At 59.4% G+C, this 19,053-nt stretch carries 19 protein-coding genes and 1 tRNA gene; 10 read left to right on the top strand and 10 right to left on the bottom strand.

The features are described 5' to 3' along the window. Positions 1 to 13: 13 nt before the first annotated feature. The 10 genes from thiE to MCUTH_RS10400 form a co-directional block, all read right to left on the bottom strand. Positions 14 to 649, bottom strand: a complete 636-nt coding sequence (thiE, locus tag MCUTH_RS10440; RefSeq protein ID WP_066958733.1) for a thiamine phosphate synthase — start codon at positions 647 to 649, stop codon at positions 14 to 16. Beyond that, positions 649 to 1,449: a hydroxyethylthiazole kinase gene (gene thiM / locus MCUTH_RS10435; protein ID WP_066958750.1), complete on the bottom strand. Its 801-nt coding sequence runs from the start codon at positions 1,447 to 1,449 to the stop codon at positions 649 to 651. The genes thiE and thiM overlap by 1 nt, the downstream gene beginning before the upstream one ends. A 292-nt stretch (positions 1,450 to 1,741) precedes the next feature. Continuing rightward, positions 1,742 to 1,900, bottom strand: a complete 159-nt coding sequence (locus MCUTH_RS12000; RefSeq protein WP_236707457.1) for a hypothetical protein — start codon at positions 1,898 to 1,900, stop codon at positions 1,742 to 1,744. Continuing rightward, positions 1,897 to 3,633: a PAS domain S-box protein gene (locus MCUTH_RS10430; protein ID WP_224732820.1), complete on the bottom strand. Its 1,737-nt coding sequence runs from the start codon at positions 3,631 to 3,633 to the stop codon at positions 1,897 to 1,899. The genes MCUTH_RS12000 and MCUTH_RS10430 overlap by 4 nt, the downstream gene beginning before the upstream one ends. A 246-nt stretch (positions 3,634 to 3,879) precedes the next feature. Then, positions 3,880 to 3,964, bottom strand: a tRNA-Ser gene (locus MCUTH_RS10425). A gap of 250 nt (positions 3,965 to 4,214) precedes the next feature. Then, positions 4,215 to 5,813, bottom strand: a complete 1,599-nt coding sequence (gene thsA, locus MCUTH_RS10420) for a thermosome subunit alpha (RefSeq protein ID WP_066958732.1) — start codon at positions 5,811 to 5,813, stop codon at positions 4,215 to 4,217. Positions 5,814 to 6,023: 210 nt separating this feature from the next. Then, positions 6,024 to 6,629, bottom strand: a complete 606-nt coding sequence (locus MCUTH_RS10415; RefSeq protein ID WP_066958731.1) for an orotate phosphoribosyltransferase-like protein — start codon at positions 6,627 to 6,629, stop codon at positions 6,024 to 6,026. A gap of 22 nt (positions 6,630 to 6,651) precedes the next feature. Beyond that, positions 6,652 to 7,107 (bottom strand): NOB1 family endonuclease, encoded by a 456-nt coding sequence (locus MCUTH_RS10410; RefSeq protein WP_066958730.1) that lies wholly within the window; start codon positions 7,105 to 7,107, stop codon positions 6,652 to 6,654. Beyond that, positions 7,104 to 8,087: an RNA 3'-terminal phosphate cyclase gene (gene rtcA / locus MCUTH_RS10405; RefSeq protein WP_066958729.1), complete on the bottom strand. Its 984-nt coding sequence runs from the start codon at positions 8,085 to 8,087 to the stop codon at positions 7,104 to 7,106. Before rtcA ends, MCUTH_RS10410 begins: the two co-directional genes overlap by 4 nt. Beyond that, on the bottom strand, positions 8,074 to 8,931 hold the full coding sequence (locus tag MCUTH_RS10400; RefSeq protein WP_066958728.1) for a ribose-phosphate diphosphokinase: 858 nt from the start codon (positions 8,929 to 8,931) through the stop codon (positions 8,074 to 8,076). Before MCUTH_RS10400 ends, rtcA begins: the two co-directional genes overlap by 14 nt. 81 nt (positions 8,932 to 9,012) lie before the next feature. Here MCUTH_RS10400 and lonB point away from each other — a divergent pair, with 81 nt between their 5' ends. The 10 genes from lonB to MCUTH_RS10350 all read left to right on the top strand — a co-directional run bounded on the left by lonB (position 9,013) and on the right by MCUTH_RS10350 (position 19,047). Then, positions 9,013 to 10,953, top strand: coding sequence for an ATP-dependent protease LonB (gene lonB, locus MCUTH_RS10395; RefSeq protein WP_066958727.1), 1,941 nt, complete (start codon positions 9,013 to 9,015; stop codon positions 10,951 to 10,953). A gap of 6 nt (positions 10,954 to 10,959) precedes the next feature. After that, positions 10,960 to 12,288, top strand: coding sequence for a TldD/PmbA family protein (locus MCUTH_RS10390; RefSeq protein ID WP_066958726.1), 1,329 nt, complete (start codon positions 10,960 to 10,962; stop codon positions 12,286 to 12,288). Next, complete coding sequence (locus MCUTH_RS10385) at positions 12,285 to 13,577, top strand: TldD/PmbA family protein (protein ID WP_066958725.1); 1,293 nt, start codon at positions 12,285 to 12,287, stop codon at positions 13,575 to 13,577. The genes MCUTH_RS10390 and MCUTH_RS10385 overlap by 4 nt, the downstream gene beginning before the upstream one ends. 7 nt (positions 13,578 to 13,584) lie before the next feature. Then, entirely contained in the window at positions 13,585 to 13,848 is a 264-nt protein-coding gene (locus MCUTH_RS10380; protein ID WP_066958724.1) for a pro-sigmaK processing inhibitor BofA family protein, read from the top strand. Positions 13,849 to 14,396: 548 nt separating this feature from the next. Then, on the top strand, positions 14,397 to 15,017 hold the full coding sequence (locus MCUTH_RS10375; protein ID WP_066958723.1) for a hypothetical protein: 621 nt from the start codon (positions 14,397 to 14,399) through the stop codon (positions 15,015 to 15,017). 318 nt (positions 15,018 to 15,335) lie between these two features. Further along, a complete protein-coding gene (locus MCUTH_RS10370) occupies positions 15,336 to 15,845 on the top strand; it encodes an alpha/beta hydrolase (RefSeq protein ID WP_066958722.1) in 510 nt (169 codons plus the stop codon). A 54-nt stretch (positions 15,846 to 15,899) separates the two neighbouring features. Then, positions 15,900 to 16,253: a V-type ATPase subunit subunit G family protein gene (locus tag MCUTH_RS10365; RefSeq protein ID WP_318010077.1), complete on the top strand. Its 354-nt coding sequence runs from the start codon at positions 15,900 to 15,902 to the stop codon at positions 16,251 to 16,253. Further along, on the top strand, positions 16,240 to 18,204 hold the full coding sequence (locus tag MCUTH_RS10360) for a V-type ATP synthase subunit I (protein ID WP_066958719.1): 1,965 nt from the start codon (positions 16,240 to 16,242) through the stop codon (positions 18,202 to 18,204). The genes MCUTH_RS10365 and MCUTH_RS10360 overlap by 14 nt, the downstream gene beginning before the upstream one ends. A gap of 4 nt (positions 18,205 to 18,208) precedes the next feature. Beyond that, complete coding sequence (locus MCUTH_RS10355; protein WP_066958717.1) at positions 18,209 to 18,457, top strand: ATPase; 249 nt, start codon at positions 18,209 to 18,211, stop codon at positions 18,455 to 18,457. An 11-nt stretch (positions 18,458 to 18,468) separates the two neighbouring features. After that, positions 18,469 to 19,047 (top strand): V-type ATP synthase subunit E family protein, encoded by a 579-nt coding sequence (locus tag MCUTH_RS10350; RefSeq protein WP_066958716.1) that lies wholly within the window; start codon positions 18,469 to 18,471, stop codon positions 19,045 to 19,047. The last annotated feature ends 6 nt before the right edge of the window (positions 19,048 to 19,053 follow it).

The raw sequence follows: 19,053 nt of genomic DNA, 5'->3' as shown, positions 1-19,053 counted from the left end.
GGCTCTTGAAAGACTACCGCACCCTTGCCTTCGCCGTTGCGATCCGGTCACGGAGGTCGCGTGCGGCGGCGGTGACGTCGTCCTCTCCGACGACCGCCGATATCACCGCAACCCCGTCCGCCCCCGCGGCGATGACCTCGGCGACGTTTCCGGCGTTGATCCCGCCGATCGCAATGAGGGGGAGGGGAACCGCGGCCCGGACCGCCGCAAGTGTCGAAAGTCCGTGCCCCGGTCCGGCGTCGTCCTTCGATCCGGTCGCAAACGTTGGACTGAGCGCCACGTAGTCTGCCCCCTCTTCCCATGCCCGGACTGCTGTCGCGACGGAGCTGACCGAGGCACCGATGATGAATCCCGGCGGGGCAAGCCGCCGAGCATACCTGATTGGGAGATCGCTCTCCCCGAGGTGGACCCCGTCCGCGCCGGCGGCGAGAGCCACGTCCAGGCGGTCGTTCACGATAAAGAGCGCTCCCGTATCTTGGGTGATATCGCGGATCGCAACGGCTGTGTCGAGGAGGTCACGGCCGGAGAGATTTTTATCGCGTAACTGGATCACATCCGCGCCGCCGGCGACCGCTTGTCGGGCAAGTTCTGTGTGGGAGCGCCCGTTTCCTATCTTCTCGTCGGTGATCACGTAGAGGTCGTATACCATTACCGCTCCTCGATCCGTGCGTGCCTGGAGAGATCATCGAGCGAGAGACCGGCAAGTTCGTCGAAGAACGCCGTCCGGAACGAGTAAGGACCACGCGCCCCGGCCGCAGCCCGCTCCCCGGCACGGCCAAGCGCCGCGAGTGCCGAGGCCGACGAGACCGCGTAGTCGTCGGCGACGGCGGCGAACGCCCCGGTGACCGATGCCGCCATGCACCCTGTTCCGGATAGCCGGTCCATTGCCGGATCGCCGTTTCTGACCAGGAAGACTCGTTTGCCATCGGTGACGACATCAATCTCTCCCGTCATCGCCACCACGGTCCCGGTCGTCCGGGCGCACTCTACTGCCGCCTCGACGAGGTCCCCCGCGACCCCGCAGGAATCGACTCCCCGGACGCTCCCGCCGGCTCCGGCGAGGACCCCGATCTCCCCGGCGTTCCCTTTCAGAACGGCGATATCGAGTGCATCGAGGAGCCGTCGGGCGGTCTCTGTCCTGAACCGGGTCGCCCCAGCACCGACAGGGTCGAGGACGACCGGGATCCCGAGTTCGTTTGCCCGGCGTCCGGCAATCAGCATGGCCTCGACCTGCTCAGCGGAGAGTGTTCCGATGTTTAAGACGAGAGCTCCGGCGGCAGCAACCATCTCGGCGACCTCCTCAGGCGCCTCGGCCATAACCGGAGCGGCCCCGATGCAGATCGTGATGTTTGCGCAGTCGTTGATCGTGACGCTGTTTGTGATGTGGTGGACGAGCGGCCGTTTTTCCCGCACGGCGGCGAGCAGGCCAGCGGGGATTGTACCGCTCATGAGGCGTATCGATGAGTCTTCTGTCGTGTAACCCGGCATACTCATACTCGTACTAGTTGTTTCTGTGACTATCGCATAAAACCAGTTGTCGGCCATCCGCAAGTCTCATCTATATACAGGATCTCCCCGGGGTAGGGCCACCCATTCCCGTGGGGCGCAGACGGGCGTGGTCGGGACGGTACCCTGTCCCCGTGAGTCGCCTGGCTCATGTATGCCAGAATACTCCACTTCCCCAATCAGACCTCTCTTATACCAAAAGAGGCAGGTCCCTGCTCTGGTCAAAGATTAAGTCTCAATCCTTATCGTGCCGCCGGAGGAACTTGCGGACCTTCCGGGACTCCACCCATCCCCGGTCCAGCTGCGTGATGTACTCGTTGATCCGTTTGACCTGTTCACGGATGACTCTCGCAGCCTCCTCATCGCCCAGAAGTTCAGCTCTCCCGAGAATCACCTGGAGGGGCTGGCGAATATGATGCCGAGGACGGCGAACTGCTCGATGTTCCGCTCGATCTGCAGGAACGCCTGCTGTCTGAGTTGCTCGTACTGCCTGCGCTCGGTGATATCTCTACCCACCGCCTGGACGCCGACCACTCTCCCCTGCTCCAGGATTGGAGAGATGTTCAGTTCAATAAACGCTGCTGTCCCGTCTTTGCGGCGGAACTCGACCTCGAGCCCCTCGACCTGCTCGCCCCGGGCGACTCTCTTCCTCCCTTCTTCCCAGGCATGCAACGATAAGGGGTTGACATAATCACGGCACCTGCGGCCGATGAACTCTTCGGGAGGGTAGCCGAGAATGCGCTTTACGGACGGGGACATATACGTGATCCCGCCATCATGGTAGCAGGTGTAGATTAAATCGGAGCTACGCTCCGCAATCATGCGGAACTTCTGCTCACTCATTTTGAGCGCTTCTTCGGCCGCTCTCCGTTTGAGCCTCTGTGCCAGAATATTTGCTGCCGCCTGGACGAAGTTGATATCATCCCGGGTGAATCTCCGCTGCATCCGCGTGTGAGCCCCGAGCACCCCGTATGGCCCTCTGTCACCCAGGATGATAACGCTGATTCCGCTCCTGATACCTTCGTTCTGGAGGAGCGCCGAGCCGGAAAAACGCGTCTCGGTCCTGAGATCCTCAACGATCACCGGCTCGCGGGAGAGAAGCGTGTAGCCGGCCTGAGAAGAGGTGCCCCCTTCAACTCTCCTCGTACCGACGTCGCATACCTCGAATCCTACCGTTGCCTCGAGCACGAACGCCTCCTCGTCGGGAAGATATCGCAGCACATTCGCGTACTCGACCCCTAGGTGCCCTGCAACCATCCGAACCACGGCATTCATCAGTTCGCAGGGTCCTGCGTCTGCAAGGGCGATCTGGCCGAGTTCCGCGATCGCCGCCTGCTGTGCAACCCGGACGGCGGAGAGGTCTTCGGCGTATTTTCTTGCGGTGTTGTCGAGGTTGATCCCGGCCCAGAGGAGGATCTCCCCGCTCTCGTTCTGGATAGGGGCCCCGCGGGAGAGAATGGTGTGAAGACCGCCCTCTGGGTCTCGGATCCTGAGTTCGCGGTCCCAGAGTGTTCCGGTATCCAGGCAGTGCTTCCAGGCGGCGCGTGCCGCTGCCGCATCCTCAAGTGGTATGCTCTCCACCCACCCGGATTGCCGGCATTCCTCGATAGTCTTCCCCACCAGGTTGAGGAATGAGGGGGAGATGTAGAGCGCAGTCCCGTCAGGCTCACATATCCAGATGCCGTACGGCACCAGATCCCCGATCGCGGTATAAGCCGGCCCGATCCTGACCGGAGTCTGCATGCCTGCCGCGCTCCGCATCATCTCCTCGCGCTCGAGGGTGATGTCCCGGAAACGGGCGAGCATCATTCCGGCATACGGCTCGCCGGTCATAACCCGGAGTGAGTTGGAGAACCAGCGCAGGTCCCCGCGTGCAGTCCGCATCTGAATGATCTCACACAGCACCTCCTCCCTGCGCTCGATAGCGTCGAGCACCCTGCGGGCGGATTCATCATCCTTGAAGAATTGCGTAAGGTGGCGGGTAACGAGTGTATCGGCCTTTATGTTGCGGACTGCTTCGCTCCTGATGCCGAAGAGGTTCTGAAACGATAGGTTCAACTGTGCGACGGTGTTGTCCTGGTTAAAGATTACGATAGCATCATCCAGTTCATCAAAGCAGGGGTACACTGGAAACCACCACAGGCTGGTGTGTGGAAGCCCAGGGCAACGGGCACTGTAAGCCTCTGGTACTATGCTATATATAGATATCACTTTTGGAGATTCCGGGACTGCAACGGTTCTGAATTTTCGGGCAACTATTTTTTGAAAAATGGCTTCAATGGCTAAGATCGGTCTCTGGCGATCTGCAACCCGGGCTACACCAGAAGGCCTGCAGAAGTTCCAAGGGCTTCGATTCGGATATCTGGACCAAAACGCCGAGGGGGAGATTTGAACTCCCGAGGTGACGAACACCAGTGGCTTTCGAGGCCACCGCCTTCCCGGACTAGACTACCTCGGCACAAAACCGGCCTATAGTATTTACCTTCTGCGGCTATAATGGTATCGAGGCATGCTCTGCTGATTCACCTTTATCCGGGACGGTGTACAGTGCTGGTCTACCAGGGCTGCCCAATACATATGTGACTGCCCTCCTCTCCTTCGGGCTTAATCCGGATACAGCGCTGATATTCTAGCAGACAATGCCTTCCACAGGTAAAGGGATTGAGGAGGTGAAGTCGAGATATTCGTCACCTCCTCGCGTGGATGACTTACTTTGCTCCCGCTGCGCCCTTCTTTTCGGACTGGGTGATCATCATGTCGTCGACACGGATAAGGAGCATCGCCGTCTCGGTTGCGCTCTTGATGGCCTGAGTCTTCACGCGCTGCGGCTCGATGACCCCGGCCTCACGCATATCCACGATCTCGCCGGTATAGACATCAAGCCCGGCGTACTTCGCACCGTCGGCGTGGGCCTTTCTTAAAGCGACAACCTTGTCGATCGTATCGAACCCGGAGTTCTCTGCGAGCGTCCTCGGGATGGCCTCGAATGCGTTTGCAAACGCCTCGATGGCGAGCTGGACACGCCCACCGACGGTTGTAGCGTAGTCGCGGAGGCGTATCTGGAGCTCGATCTCCGGGGAGCCGCCACCGACGATGAACTTCCCGTCCTCGATGGCATCCTGGACAACCCGGGTTGCATCGTAGACCGCCCGCTCAAGTTCGTCCACCAGAAGCTGGGAGGAGCCCCGCAGGAGGATCGTGACGGCCTTTGGATTCTCACAGCCGGAAATGACCGTCAGGTCGGTATCGGGGATCTCTTCGGCTGCTTCGGCTTTGCCGAGGGTTACCTCGTTGAGCTCTTCGGGCTTATTGACGATTGTACCGCAGAGCGCTTTCGCGGCGAACTTCATGTCCTCTTCTTTGACGTCTTCAAGGGCGTAGACGCCGTGTTTCGCGAGGTAGTACTGCACTGGGTCGGCGATCCCCTTCTGGCAGAGGACAACGTTTGCGCCGGAAGCAACGATCTGCTCGGCGAGTTTCTTGAGAGACTCGCGCTCCTGCTCATTGAACGCCTTCATCTGGTCGGAGGTGGTGATCTTGATCTTCGACTTCACCTGGGTCTTCGTGACCTCGAGCGGCTGGGAGAGCAGGGCGACCTTTGCACCCGTGATCTTCTCCGGCATCTGTTCAAAGACACGCTTCTTGTCGATGACGACACCCCGGATCAGTTCGGCGTCCTCCATAGAGTCGCCTACCTGCTTCTTGATCTTGATGTCGTCCTCGTCCACGGCGTAGGTGCCCGGAGCAATCTCGGTCGCGACCTGCCGTACTGCATCGACTATAATATCGGAGATCTTGTCCTTGACACCCTCGATGGATTTGCCTGTCATGGCAGTGCCGGCAATCTTTTTGAGGTTCTCGCGGTCGTCGATCCCGATCGTGAGGGCCAGTTCGTCGAGGATTGAGAGAGCCTTCTCCATGCCGAGCTGGTAGCCGTGCGCGATAATTGTGGGGTGAACCTCCTGAGCGAGCAGAGTCTCCGCCTCTTCCATCAGCGATCCGATGAGGACGGTCGCCGTCGTGGTGCCGTCGCCAACCTCGTCGTCCTGGGTCTCAGCAACCTCGACGACGAGTTTGCCGCCGGGGTGCTGCACGGACATCTCATGTAGGATGGTTGCTCCGTCGTTCGTGATCACCACATCCCCGGTGGAGCTGACCAGCATCTTGTCCATTCCCCGGGGACCAAGTGTGGTCCGAACGGCGGCCGCAATGGCCTTTGCAGCCATGATATTCGAGCGCTGCGCCTCAAATCCGCGCGTGCGCTCAACATTCTCCCTTAAAATAACGATGGGCTGTCCAGCAAGCATTGTGTAATCCTCCTTTGTTCGTTAGGTTTGATCAGAGGTTCTATATATAGTAATCGATGGTGGCCGGTGTTTCGAGGCGTTCAGGTCGACCGCAAGGGTTTGTTCGCCCATCAGTAGGCTCTACGCGCCCGGTGTTCTTTAAGGCCGCATTATGCGGTCCGATACCCTTCAGGAGGCTGATTCCGAGCATATTGTAAAAATATTGGGCTCTTATCCGAGCCGTGATACCACAAAGAGTGAGTGGACCGGAACTCCGTCAACCTCCCGAACACCCCGCTTGTCGAAGAGTGACCAGACCGCCACCGGTGTCGCCCCGTGCCGCCGGATGAACTGAATGGCCTCGGAGAGCGTCGTCCCGGTTGTGACGACATCGTCGATGATGATGCAACGTTGTCCGGTGATCGTGGAGAAGGTGCCCGAGAGGGAACCGGTAGGTGTCTCGCTTCCGCTATGCTTTGCCGGGAGGTAAACCGCGAGTTTCAGCCCCTCCTCTGCGGCGATGAGGGTGGCGAGCGGGACGCCCGACGACGCAATCCCGACGACTGCATCGATCTCACTTGCAGCACATCCCTCTTCTGACATATAGAGGAAGCGCTTGAGCATCATCATCGCCATATCGGAGAGGAGCGCTCCATGACTTCCCACTGCCGTCCAGTCGATATGAACGTCTTTTGGTGCTTCCATGCCCTTCTGTTGAGTGAGCAGCCAGGTGACCGTCTCCATTGAGAGGCCCAGCTGGTCGGAGATCTGGCCGGGTGTCTGCCCCTCTACCTGGAGTGCCTTTGCCTTCGTGATCAACTCTTCGAGCGCGGTCATGGAGAAGAGATTTCCAAGCGATCTATTTAAGTTTTCTTTTAATTGGTGCACCGCAGACCGGACAATCTCCCGGCTCTCGCGAGTAACGGCCGCATCCGCTGCACCGGTAACGCCACCGGATTGCCCGGGCGGGCCGCTGTCGAATGCTCCTGGTCTCGATGCCGAGGTGGTGAGCGACGTTCTGGACTGCAAAGTCGTCGGTGACGAGGACGGCCGAGAGCTCCAGAGCCAGCGCCAGGATGTCACGATCGGTCGCAGAGAGGACTCCGGCATCCCCGGTCGCGAGGGCGGCTGCGCAAACCCGCGAGAGGTCCTCCTCGCGTGGCTCCCTGACCGAGAGCCCGGTGGCCGCGAGCGCCTCGAACCGGCACTTTGCATGAATATCGCCAAGCTCTCCGACGACCGATGGCGTGGTCCATGCCGGGCCGTCGACCGGAATCTCAGAGAAGAAGACCGAGGCGTCGAGGACGAGTCTCATGCGGCAATCTCCACGATATCGTTCTCCCGGCAGGTGAGGTGGTATCCAAACTCCGAGAGCAACCAGCAGGCGGTCTTTGCGTGCATCGAGAGCGTATGGGTGCTGCACTCGCCTCCGTAGAGGGCGAGGTAGACGAGGAGCTGGTCGGCGAGGAAGATATCTACTGCGCCAGGACTACGGCACTCGTGAATGAGGCTTCGCGCGGCCGTCCGCCCCACCTCCTCGGCGGGAAGCCCCCTCTTTCCGAGAGCGACGGCGCCTTTTGCTCCGCTCCATACCGTGATCGAACTCCCCACTCCTCCCTTGCCCTCCCGGGGATCGAGCGTCGTTGTACAGGAGAGATTGAGGTCGCTCTCGATCTGTTCCCGGGCGGCTTTCGCCTGGCGCTCCACGACGTGTCTCGGGAGGCCCGCCGAGCAGGAGATGATCCCGCACTCGTGCTCTCCTTCCGGGATCACGATCGGGTCGAGTTGCGATGGCTCCACCCTGACGTGTACCCGTCCCCTTCCCCGCGGGTAGTAACCGCGCTCGAGCACATCAATATCGATCGTAGCACCGGCGTTGCGCAGAATCGGCGCGAATACAAAGTTCATGTAGTCGATGGTCGGGCTCCAGGGGACCTCGGTACCACCGAGAACCGTGATGCTTCCGCCGGAGTGGAGGGCAGCCGGGAGCCACGCCTGCAGAATAAGGGGAATGCTCCCGGCGGTCGCAAGATCGATTACAAGGTCGGCCCGGCGAATTTTCGCCGGGATGAAGGTGATCTCGCTGTTCCCGGGTGTGAGACCCCGGCATTCCGCATCGCACATCCCGGCGACCGCCCTAACTGCAGCAATATGCTGAGGTGCGAGCCCGGGGTTCTTCCGGTTCTGCCGAATACGGGTGATGGTGACCGGCGTCTCTGATATTGCCGATAAGGCGACCGCCAGGCGGAGGATCTGCCCCCCACCCTCGAGATGGCTTCCATCAATAGTGAGCATCTTCTCTGATCGCGGTGGCGATAGCATTCGCGGCAGATATGAAGCTTGAGGCGCTCTCGTAGGTGTCGCTGGAGACTACCGAGGCGATCCCGGCTGAGCGCAGACGCATGTAGGCGCCACTTGTGAGCACCCCGTGGACGCAGGCCGCGTGGATGGATGTAGCCCCCTGCTCGCGGAGCATGCATGCGGCGGTCGCGAGGGTCCCGCCGGTGGAGATGATATCGTCCACGATCACAACATCTCTCCCGTCGGCATCGATACTCTTTGGTGCAATTCTGACCTCTTCGCCCGATAGTCGGGTCTTTTCCAGGTGGTCGCAGTCCCATCCGCCGACGGCCGCGACATCGGTTGCAAACGCGATCGCTCCATCGTCCGGAGCAAGAATGAGCGGGTTCTTCAGGTTCAGATCGCCGACATAGCCGCCAATGGCGGGAGCGATCGTGACATTCTTGGCCGGAACCTTGAAGTGATTCAGTACCCCGGGGTCATGAACATTGACCACAAACACCCGCTCGATCCCTGTCGAGAGGGCTCGAGCAACCGCCCGGGCGCTGATCGGTTCCCCCGGGAAGAAGCGCTTATCCTGCCGGGAGTATCCGAGGTAAGGGATCACCAGCGTGTTCCTTGATTGATCGGCGGCGTCGATTGCAAGGAGGGTCTGCACGAGCATATCATTGTCCACGATGCTGCTGACGATCAATGTCTCATTGTCCAGTTCTCCGCAACGGAGATACATTTCTCCGTCCGGGAACCTGCTGAATTTCGTCTCAACAAGAGGAACGCCCATTTTTTCGGAGATGCGAGCTGCAAGGACCTGGGATCGTTCCGTACTAATTATTCTCATAGGTCACCTTTGCTAGAAAGTATTTGAACGTTGATGAATAAATTATATAAGTACCAGTGCAGCAAAGAGGTAAACCCGACGATGGATTCAACGACTCCAGAAGAAATTCCCAAAATCGAGCTCACAAATGATGATCTGGCAGAGACGGATCTCTTTGCCGACCTCGAGGTGAGTTCATCCTCTGATATCGATGTCCCCCCGAATCTCATCGATCAGGTCATTGGCCAGGAACATGCCGTCGAGGTGATTCGGAAGGCCGCGGTCCAGCGCAGGCACGTGATGATGATCGGCACTCCCGGCACCGGTAAATCGATGCTGGCAAAAGCGATGGCCGAGCTCCTTCCGAAGGAAGAACTGCAGGACATCCTGGTCTACCCAAACCCCGAAGATAACAATAATCCCATCATCAGAACCGTGCCGGCGGGCCGTGGCAAGCAGATCGTTGCCGCCCACAAGGCGGAGGCGAGGAAGAAGATCCAGATGAGGAGCACCCTCATTATGCTTCTTATCTTTGGGATCATCGGCTACGCAATCATCACCTACCAGTGGCTTATGGGCATCATTGCCGCGGCGTTCATCTTCATGGCGCTGAAGTACTCGACGCCTCGCGAGGAGGCGCTGGTCCCGAAGCTCCTGATCTCCCACGACCCGAACGCTCCCGCGCCTTTTGTCGACGCCACCGGCTCGCACGCGGGCGCTCTCCTTGGCGATGTCCGGCACGATCCCTTCCAGAGTGGCGGTCTGGAGACCCCGGCTCATGACCGGGTCGAGGGAGGGGCCATCCACCGGGCTCACGGTGGCGTGCTCTTCATCGACGAGATCAACACCCTCACCCCCCACTCCCAGCAGAACCTGCTGACCGCGCTCCAGGAGGGGGTCTTCCCGATCACCGGCCAGAGCGAGCGTTCGAGTGGCGCGATGGTGCGGACCGAGCCGGTTCCCTGCCGGTTCGTTATGGTTGCGGCAGGGAACCTCGATGCCATCCAGGGCATGCACCCGGCACTCCGGTCGCGTATCCGGGGTTACGGATACGAGATCTACATGCGCGAGACGATGGAGGATACCCCTGAGAACCGGAAGAAGTTCCTCCGGTTCATCGCGCAGGAAGTCAAGAAAGACGGAAAGATCCCTCACTTCGACCGCAGCGCCATGATCGAGGTGCTTCGCGAGGCCAGGCGCCGCTCGAACCGGAAGGGGCACCTGACCCTGAAACTCCGTGACATGGGCGGGCTCATCCGTGTAGCGGGGGATCTCGCCCGGCAGGAAGGAGCCGAGTTCACTTCGGCAAGGCATGTCCTCGCCGCGAAATCGACCTCCCGCTCGATCGAGGACCAGATCTCCGACGAGTACATCCGGCGGAGCCGCGACTATGACCTCGCCGTCGTCGAGGGCACCAGGATTGGCCGGGTGAACGGGCTTGCCGTGATGGGGAACGACTCCGGCTCGGTGCTCCCGGTGATGGCCGAGGTGACCCCGAGCCAGGGAGCGACAGGCACGGTCGTCGCGACCGGTCTTCTGAAGGATATAGCCAAAGAGTCTATCACGAACGTCAGCGCTCTCATCAAGAAGTTCACGGGCAAGGATATCAGGAACATGGATATCCATATTCAGTTCATCGGCACCTACGGTGGTGTCGAGGGCGACTCGGCCTCGGTTACCGTTGCAACAGCGGTAATCAGCGCGATCGAGAACATCCCGGTGCGCCAGGATGTTGCGATGACCGGCTCCCTCTCGGTTCGGGGCGATGTCCTCCCTATCGGCGGGGTCACCTACAAGATCGAGGCGGCGGCAAAAGCCGGGATCAAGAAGGTGATCATACCGCGTTCGAACCTGGACGACGTTCTCATCGAAGACCGGTACCGCTCGATGATCGAGATCGTGCCCGTCGACCATATTGAGGAGGTTCTCCAGAACGCGCTTGTGCCCGAGAACCGCGAGGGGTTCATCTCGAAGCTCCGGAAGTTGGCGGTCAACCCGACGACCGGCATCTTCGACTCGAACGTCGGGCGCTCTCCGGTCTGATGCCGTATGGTTGACGTTAGATACTATGATATCAGGTGCGTCCGGGGCGAGACCACCGTTATCGATATCGATAACGGGGTGGTCGAGTCCGCAGGCACCTCATTTTTTGACAAAGCTGTGATCCGGGTCTTAGGACCGAAAGGCTGGGGGTTCCTTACCCGTGACCACGTTGAGATCGACTCGAAGCGCGAGTTGAACGCTCTCGTTGAAGAAGCGGCTCGCCTTGCGGCGGTGACTGCGGACGAGATCGACCTTGCCGATGCGCCGCGTGGCGCACTCCCCGTCCCGCCGCTCGGCGAGGACCCGCGGGATATCGATCTTGAAGAGAAGACCCGGCTGCTCGCCGGGATTGAGGATGCGGCACGTGTGCCGGGGGTGGTAAACACCCGGGCGCGCTATACCGAGGGGATCGATTCGGTCCGGTTCCTTGACTCATCCGGTAACGAGTACTCCTATGAGAGTGTTCGGTCCGGGTTCTCGGTCATCGCCGTCGCCTCGCGAAACGGGGTGATGCAGATGGGAAGCGAACGGGACCACGTCATCACCGGGTTCAACCTCCGTGGTAAGCAGGACCTCGGCCGGAAGGCCGGGGAGATCGCAGTCTCTCTGCTCGATGCAAAACTCCCGAAAGGCGGGACGCACCGGGCTGTACTCGATCCGGAACTCGCCGGCGTCTTCACCCACGAGGCTGTCGGCCACGCGAGCGAGGGCGACCTCATTCGCGAGGGTGCCTCGGTTCTCGGGGGAAGGATAGGTGAGCGGATCGGGTGTGAGGGGCTCGTCATTGTGGACGATCCGACGCTTCACGAGTTCGGGTTCATGCCTGTCGACGCCGAGGGCGTCGCGGTCCGGCGGACCGAGATCATCCGCGACGGCATCCTGACCTCGTACCTCCACAACCGGGAGACGCTTGCAGCCGTGGGGAACGGGATCGCGGGCCACGCCCGGGCCGAGCACGGTGCGCCGCCCATTGTTCGGATGAGCAACACGTTCATCGAGAACGGCGATGCAACATACGATGAGATCATCTCCGAGTGCATGGACGGCATCCTCCTCATCGGGTCGCGCGGCGGCCAGGTCGACCCGGGTCGAGGGGTCTTCCAGTTCAACGCTGAGTACGGATATCTCATCGAGGGCGGCGAGAAGACCGATATGGTCAGAGATGTCTCGCTCTCGGGGGAGATCCTCTCGACGCTCCACAATATCGCTCTCATTGGAAACGACCGGAGGATGAGCCCGGGATACTGTGGCAAAGGCGGGCAGAGCGTGCCGGTCAGCGACGGTGCGCCGCACCTCCTGCTTGAGAACGCAGTCATCGGGGGGCGGGGCGAATGATCGGCGAAGACCTGATCGACAGGATCCTTCGGGACGGAGAAAAACTGGCCGACGAAGTCGAGGTCTTCTACGCCCGTGGGCAGAGCGTCAGCGCCGATATCAAGAAGGGGATCCTCGGCAGTGCCGAGGAGTCGGAGGCCTGGAGTATAGCCATCCGGACCATCAAAGACGGCCGGATAGGATTCTCAAGCACGAGCGACCCGGATCGGTGGAGAGAGTGCCTCCAAGCTGCTCTCGCAAGCGGGCGTCTTGCGACCCCTCAGCAATGGGGAGGGTTGCCGAAACCGGCCGATCTTGTGAGCACTGCCTCTTCATCCGACCCGAACCTTGTCGTCTCGGTGGAAGATGCTGCTGGAATGGTCGACGATCTTCTCTCCGGCGCCGCGGAGCACCCGGTGGAGGTCGTCGGCGGGGGTGCAAACCTCGCCCGGTCGTACCTGATGGTTGCAAACACGAGCGGCACGCTCTACGGCATGGACCGGACAGTAGCGGCCGTCTCCCTTGAGGCGATCCGGGAGCAGTCCACGGGCTACGAGTTCGACGCCTCCCCGTTCCGTGCCGAGATCGATCCGGGATCGGTCGGCGAGCAGGCAGCCTCGCTCGCCGCACGCTCCGTTGGAGGGAGCGATATCAAGACCGGGCGCTACGACGTCGTTCTCTCCCCGGTTGCGGCGGCAAGCCTCATCGGCCAGGTCCTCCTCCCGGCCCTCTCAGGACGGAACGTGAAGGCCGGCCGGTCGTTCCTTGCGGATAAGATCGGGGAGCCGGTCTTTGACGAGCACCTCTCCGTCTACGATGACCCGTTCGCCCCGGGTCTATCGAGCACCGCTTGGGATGCCGAAGGGACTCCGACCCGCCGCCTGGTCTTCGTGGATCAGGGTGTCCTCCAGCAGTTCGCCTACGACCTCAAGACCGGTTACCGCTACGGTGAGAAGAGTACGGGGAGCGCCGTTCGATCCGAGGGCGATCTGCCCGGGATCGGATTCCACAACCTCTTTGTCGACGGCCCGCGGACAAAAGAGCCCGGTGACGAGCGAGCGGTCTGGATCCACGACGTCGTGGGCGCCCATACCGCAAACCCATTCTCCGGCGACTTCTCGGTGGAGATCTCGAACCCCTTCTGGATCGAGGGAGGAGACCTCGTCGAACCCATCCGGACGGCAATGTTTGCCGGGAACGTCTTTGAGATGCTTCGGGAGATCGGTGGGCTCGGAAAAGATACAAGACGCGTCGGACGGCTGACAATTCCATCAATACGGTTAAATAACCAGCAGATCATTGGTAAATAGATAATCGATGATGGAAGAGATCCTCGCCATCCTTCTTGCCGTGGCGATAGCCGCGGCGCTCTACTATCTCATGAAGAAGGCCTTAACACTCCTTATCAACGCCATAGCCGGGCTCATCACCCTCTGGCTCCTGAATTACTTCAATATCCTCGCCCTCTTCGGCGCTCCGGATATCCAGATCAACCTCGTATCCATTCTTATCTGCGCCCTTGGTGGGCTCCCCGGCGCCCTGATCCTGGTGCTGCTGCATCTGGTGGGGATCTCGATATAGGGAGGGCGGATAGGATTTTTCCGGTCGATGAGATGGCCGGGATTTTATTTTTTTTGATCAGTCCCTCAGCGGTTGGAACGTTTTTGGGCGTCCATAGCAGTTAAAGTGAAACCGACGTCTTGGAAAATCTCGTACAGTGGACCGGGGTGGGTATCGCAATTGGGGGTGGGGCTGACGGGGAGGGGGGCGTGCCCCCCTCCCCTGTCTCCACAATAATGCGGAGGTCTTTCCCCCCACCCCTCCCGGCCTTCGGCCTCCTCCCCCGCCCCGCTGGGGCGGGGGCAGTCATGGCGATGTCCCCCTCAAATCCGTGCCCGGGGTGCAACCCCCTTGGGTGCTCAGTTCACCTACAGTTATAATCCGCAAATGAGCAACGCCCCTATGCCCTCGTAGTTATTTTAACATCCCTATCGTCTGGGCCTCCTAACATCTACGCCCATACGTTGCGCCCCTTAAGTTCCCAATGTTCTCACCGGGACTTGGCTCTCCTCACTCTTGAAACACCAGGCCCGAAACCCTTATCCCTTCTTCCCCCTCTTCATGAAATCATGCCCCTCTCCCGGACGGGCGTGCTCGCTTCCGCCGTCATCCTGGCCCTGTATGCGTTCACCGGCGCTGTGGTGCTGACTGCGCCCTACGAGAGCCCGTACAACGTCATAGCCCGTCTCCTCGCTCTCTGGGGGTTCCTGGCTCTTAGCATTGCAACCCTTCTAACCCCGTTCCTCCGACAGATCACGGAGGTCTTTGGGAGACCGTTTCTTTCCGTGCACCATACCTTCGCCGCCGTCGGCCTTCTCCTTCCCACGCTCCATCCTGTGACTCTTGCTATCGGGTCATTGAACCCCGCCGTATTCATCCCGGTCTTTTCGCCCTGGGAGAGGTTCTGGGCACTCGCAGGCCGGCCGGCACTCTACCTCCTGTATATCGCGTTCGCCGCCGTAATACTCCGAAAGTATATCCCGAAATACTGGCGATGGGTGCACGGCCTGATGTATGTCGTGCTCCTCTTCGCCGTCGTGCACGGGAACCTGATCGGGACGGATTTCGAGAACCCGGTCATATGGACGATCTTCAATGCCCTCTTTATCCTCGTCGTTGCAGCGTTCATTCTCAAGCAGTGGCAGAAGGTGCAGAAGAAGAGAGCATCCGCCCGACGCGCCGGTGCATGAGGATGATGCCAAGGGCTTGTCGTCATTCACTTCATCACTCTCATCATCACCATTTTTTCCACAGGCACCTCTCTCTGCGGCGTAGTCGTGATTCCCGAAGCACGGGCAGGAGAACCAGTTTTCCCGGGGGTATCACGATAGGGTTTTATCCTCTGCCTCCCATCTCTTCTTCGTGATGCCATATGTGTACAGTCGGTGGACCAGTCGATATCGAGTTAGATGAGCGGGTGAAGGGCAAGAGTTACCGTTGCAAAGAGTGTGGCGAGCGATTCAAGGGTATCGGAAAGCGGCCCATGTGCCCGAGCTGCCAGTCGGAAGATGTCGAAGAAGTCTGAGCGTGGCACTTCCGGAGAGCCATCTGCCGGGCAGGATGGAAGAATCGTCCCTCTCGGCAGAGAACTCCTTCTCATCCAGGGAGAACACTCTTTTCTGCTTGTTGCGAAAGCTTCCTCACGGTTTACGCTCTGGATCGAGACTCCGGACGACGAGTACTGCCAGACCGTCGACCCTGACGACCTCATCGTCGTCTCCATGCCGGAGGGTGGGCCGGTTGAGCAGGCACGCATGATGCTCGAACTGGTCCGGCGATACCATATCCCTCTTGTCGTTCTCCCGAAGGATCATCCCGGCTCAAAAAGGCTATCGATGGTCGTCTCGGTCGCCCCGGAGATCCTTTTGGCCTGCGGTATCCAGCGGGGAACCCATCCTGAGCAGCACCTCCTCTGCTCATCGGGAGAGTTCTCCGGGGTTTCGCTTGGCGGCGTTCCTGGGGGCGTTGCAATACAGAACCTGCCACCCAGGACGATAGTAAAGCATCTGAATGAGTAGAACTACTCAGCGGACAAACAACAATAAATATATGCTTATTTTCATCAAATATTCATGAGCCGTGAGAAGGAGGGTTTGATGAAGACCGATGTCCTGAAGAGCATCAGGGAAACTGAAGAAGAGTACCAGGCAATGATCCGTGATGCGCAGGCCGAGAGGAAGAAAAGCCTCTCAGACGCCGAGCTGGAAGCTGACAACCTGGTCCAGAAGGCACAAAAAGATGCCACGGACTACAGGAATCAGCGTCTTGCAGAGGCACGGGCCCAGGCGCAGAACAGATACAAAGAGATCGTCAATGAGGGTAAAGTGCGCGCAGAGGCGCTGAAAGCACAGGGAAACCAGAACCTTGCAAAAGCTGTAGACTTCATTGTTACGCGATTCAAGGAGCAGCTGCATGTTAAGGCCTGAACGGATGCGCCGGCTGCTTATCGTGGCCCCGAAGAGTGAGACCGATACGATCGTCAGGGAACTCTACCGTCACAATGTCTATCATATCGAGGACTTTGTGCCGGAGAGTGGTTCTAGCGACGGACTATCGATCGGCCACCCGCTTTCCGGGGCGAGCGATGCAGCCTCGGCGCTCATCAAGATCAGGGCCATTGAGAATGCGTTCGGGATTGACCCGGAGAGCGTCGAGGTTAAGGCAAAACTTCCCGCATCGAAAGTCCGGGCGATGATCCAGACCGATCTGCCTGCTATCATAGAGGAGGTAGAAGGTCTTGTCGCCTCGCGTTCCAGACTGGAGGCGCAACAAAAGGAGCACGAGCAACGTGCGAAGGAGCTTGAGCCGTTCGTTGCCGTTCCCATGGATCTGGATCTTTACCGTGGTTATACGCGATTTAGCGTATTCACCGGGCATATCGCTCATGACGTAACCATCGACGCCCCTCACGAGAAATACTTTTCCGACAAAGTTGACGGCAACATGATCGTCGTCGTGGTGCCTAACGAGCACCGCGAAGAGGTCGAACGGACGCTTCTCGATGCCGGGTTCCAGGCAATTCCCGTTCCGGATGAGACCGGGGCGCCGGCCGACCGCTTGAAGGCCCACCAGGAAGAGGCCCGGCGGATCGAGGGTGAGATTGCTGCGATCAACGGAAAGATTGCAGGGATCCGGGAGAGGCACGCCGACTTTCTGGTAGCATGCGATGAACTACTCACGGCTGACGTAGAGCGGGCGGAGGCCCCGTTGCGATTTGCTACCACGGAAGAGACGTTCCTCACCGAAGGATGGATCCCTGAGCGTAACTTCGAAAAGGTCAAGGAAGCCCTGGTCCGGGCGACCGGCGGGAAGATCTACCTTGAGGAGCTGGAGATCGAACACACCGATGCGGTGCCGGTAAAGTACGACAACCCGTCGTTTGCGCGACCCTCGCAGATGTTCATGGATCTCTACTCCCGTCCCCAGTATGCCGAGCTCGATCCGACCCTGATGGTCGCGATCGTCTTTCCGATCTTCTTCGGGATGATCCTCGGGGACGTAGGATACGGTCTGATCCTGCTAGCACTGTCTCTTGGCCTGCTAAAGTTCTTCAAGGCAGGAGACGGGCGTTTACTCCTGATTTCACTGCGAAACGCCAGTATAGTCAGCATCATCTTTGGTCTGCTGTACAGTGAGTTCATCGGCTATTCACTTCCCTGGGCGCCCATCATCTACAGCCGTCACCTCAACATCGGAGGTCACGCAGCGGAGCATGGGGCTCAGGTTGCGGAACTGTTGGTCGTATCTATCTGGATCGGTATCCTTCACATCACGCTCGGGCGTATCCTGGGCATAATCAACGCCAGGAACCTGTATCATGGCAAACACGCCACAAAGGCGATCCTCTCGAACGCCGGGTGGCTTGGTGTCATGTGGGGTATCATCCTGATGATCTGGTCGATGTACGCCATTCCGCTGATGCCCGATCTGTCCTGGCTCCCTGCAGTCGTCATGGGCTTCAACCCCGCGTTCATTATCGGGGCCGTGCTCCTGGTTGGAGGCATTATCGGCATCGCTCAGGAGAACGTACTTGAAGTTATCGAGATCCCGACAATCATCAGCCACGTGCTCTCCTATGCACGTCTGGCTGCGGTGGGGCTCTCGTCGGTTGCCATCGCGATGGTGGTCAACTACATCGCTATCGACCTGATGATCAGCCCGCAGCTTGAGAATCTCAGCGCGGTGGGCGTCGTTATCATCATCGTCGGTATCCTCGTCTTCCTCCTCGGACATGTGCTGAACACGGCGCTTGGTATCCTTGGTGGCGGACTGAACTCGATTCGTCTTCACTATGTCGAATTCTTCACCAAGTTCTACAAGGGTGGAGGAAAGAGGTACAATCCATTCGGTATGGAATCAAAGTTTACGGAGGAATAATGAAATGGTAGATGTTGGCACAACTCTTGAAATGGTACAGGCATCGCAGGTTGGTCTCAAGGCAGTCGGTGCAGGTCTCGCAGTAGGCCTTGCAGGCGTCGGTACCGGTCTCGGTGAGATGGGTATCGGTGCGGCCGCGGTCGGTGCAACCGCAGAGAACAGGGATATGTTCGGTCTTGCACTGCTGTTTACGGTTATCCCCGAAACCATCGTCATCTTCGGTCTTGTGGTTGCACTGCTGCTTCTGTTCTAATGGAGTGAACCATGGGACTCGAAGCAGTTGTCAACGAGATCCGGGAGAAAGGGCGAAAGGAGGTCGAGGCGATTCGGGCAGAGACCCGCGCTGAAGTCGAGGAGATCCTGAAGGAGGCACAGGCTCGGGCCGCCGAGATTAAACTCTCGGCCAAAGAGGAGGCGGACCGGGCAGCCACTCACATCATCAACCAGGAAGTCTCCGCAGCGAACCTTGTCGTCAAACGGCAGGTCCTGAACGCCCAGAAGACGCTCCTGGATCAGGTCTATTCGGCCTCACTCGCTGCTATCGGTGACCTGCCTGCTGAGTTCCAAGAGAAGGCGCTCACAGACCTGTTGAAGAGAGCGGCAAAGGTGATCAAGAAGGGTGTCGTGCATGCAAACGAGCGGGACATCCCTCTTGTTGAAGATACCATCTCCCGGCTGAAGACCCTCTCTGGCTACACCGTGGGCGACCCGGTCGATATTCCCGGCGGTATCATCGTCGAGAGTAGCGACGGCGAGCTGCAACTTGACTACAGTTACGGCACATTCCTTGACGAAATCTGGGAATCCAGCCTGAAGGATGCGTCAGATATCCTGTTTGCATAAGGAGGA

The sequence above is a fragment of the Methanoculleus thermophilus genome, assembly GCF_001571405.1.
Taxonomy (GTDB): domain Archaea; phylum Halobacteriota; class Methanomicrobia; order Methanomicrobiales; family Methanoculleaceae; genus Methanoculleus; species Methanoculleus thermophilus.
The sequence above is the reverse complement of the archived record's forward strand: the minus strand, read 5'-3'. Positions and strand labels throughout refer to the sequence as shown.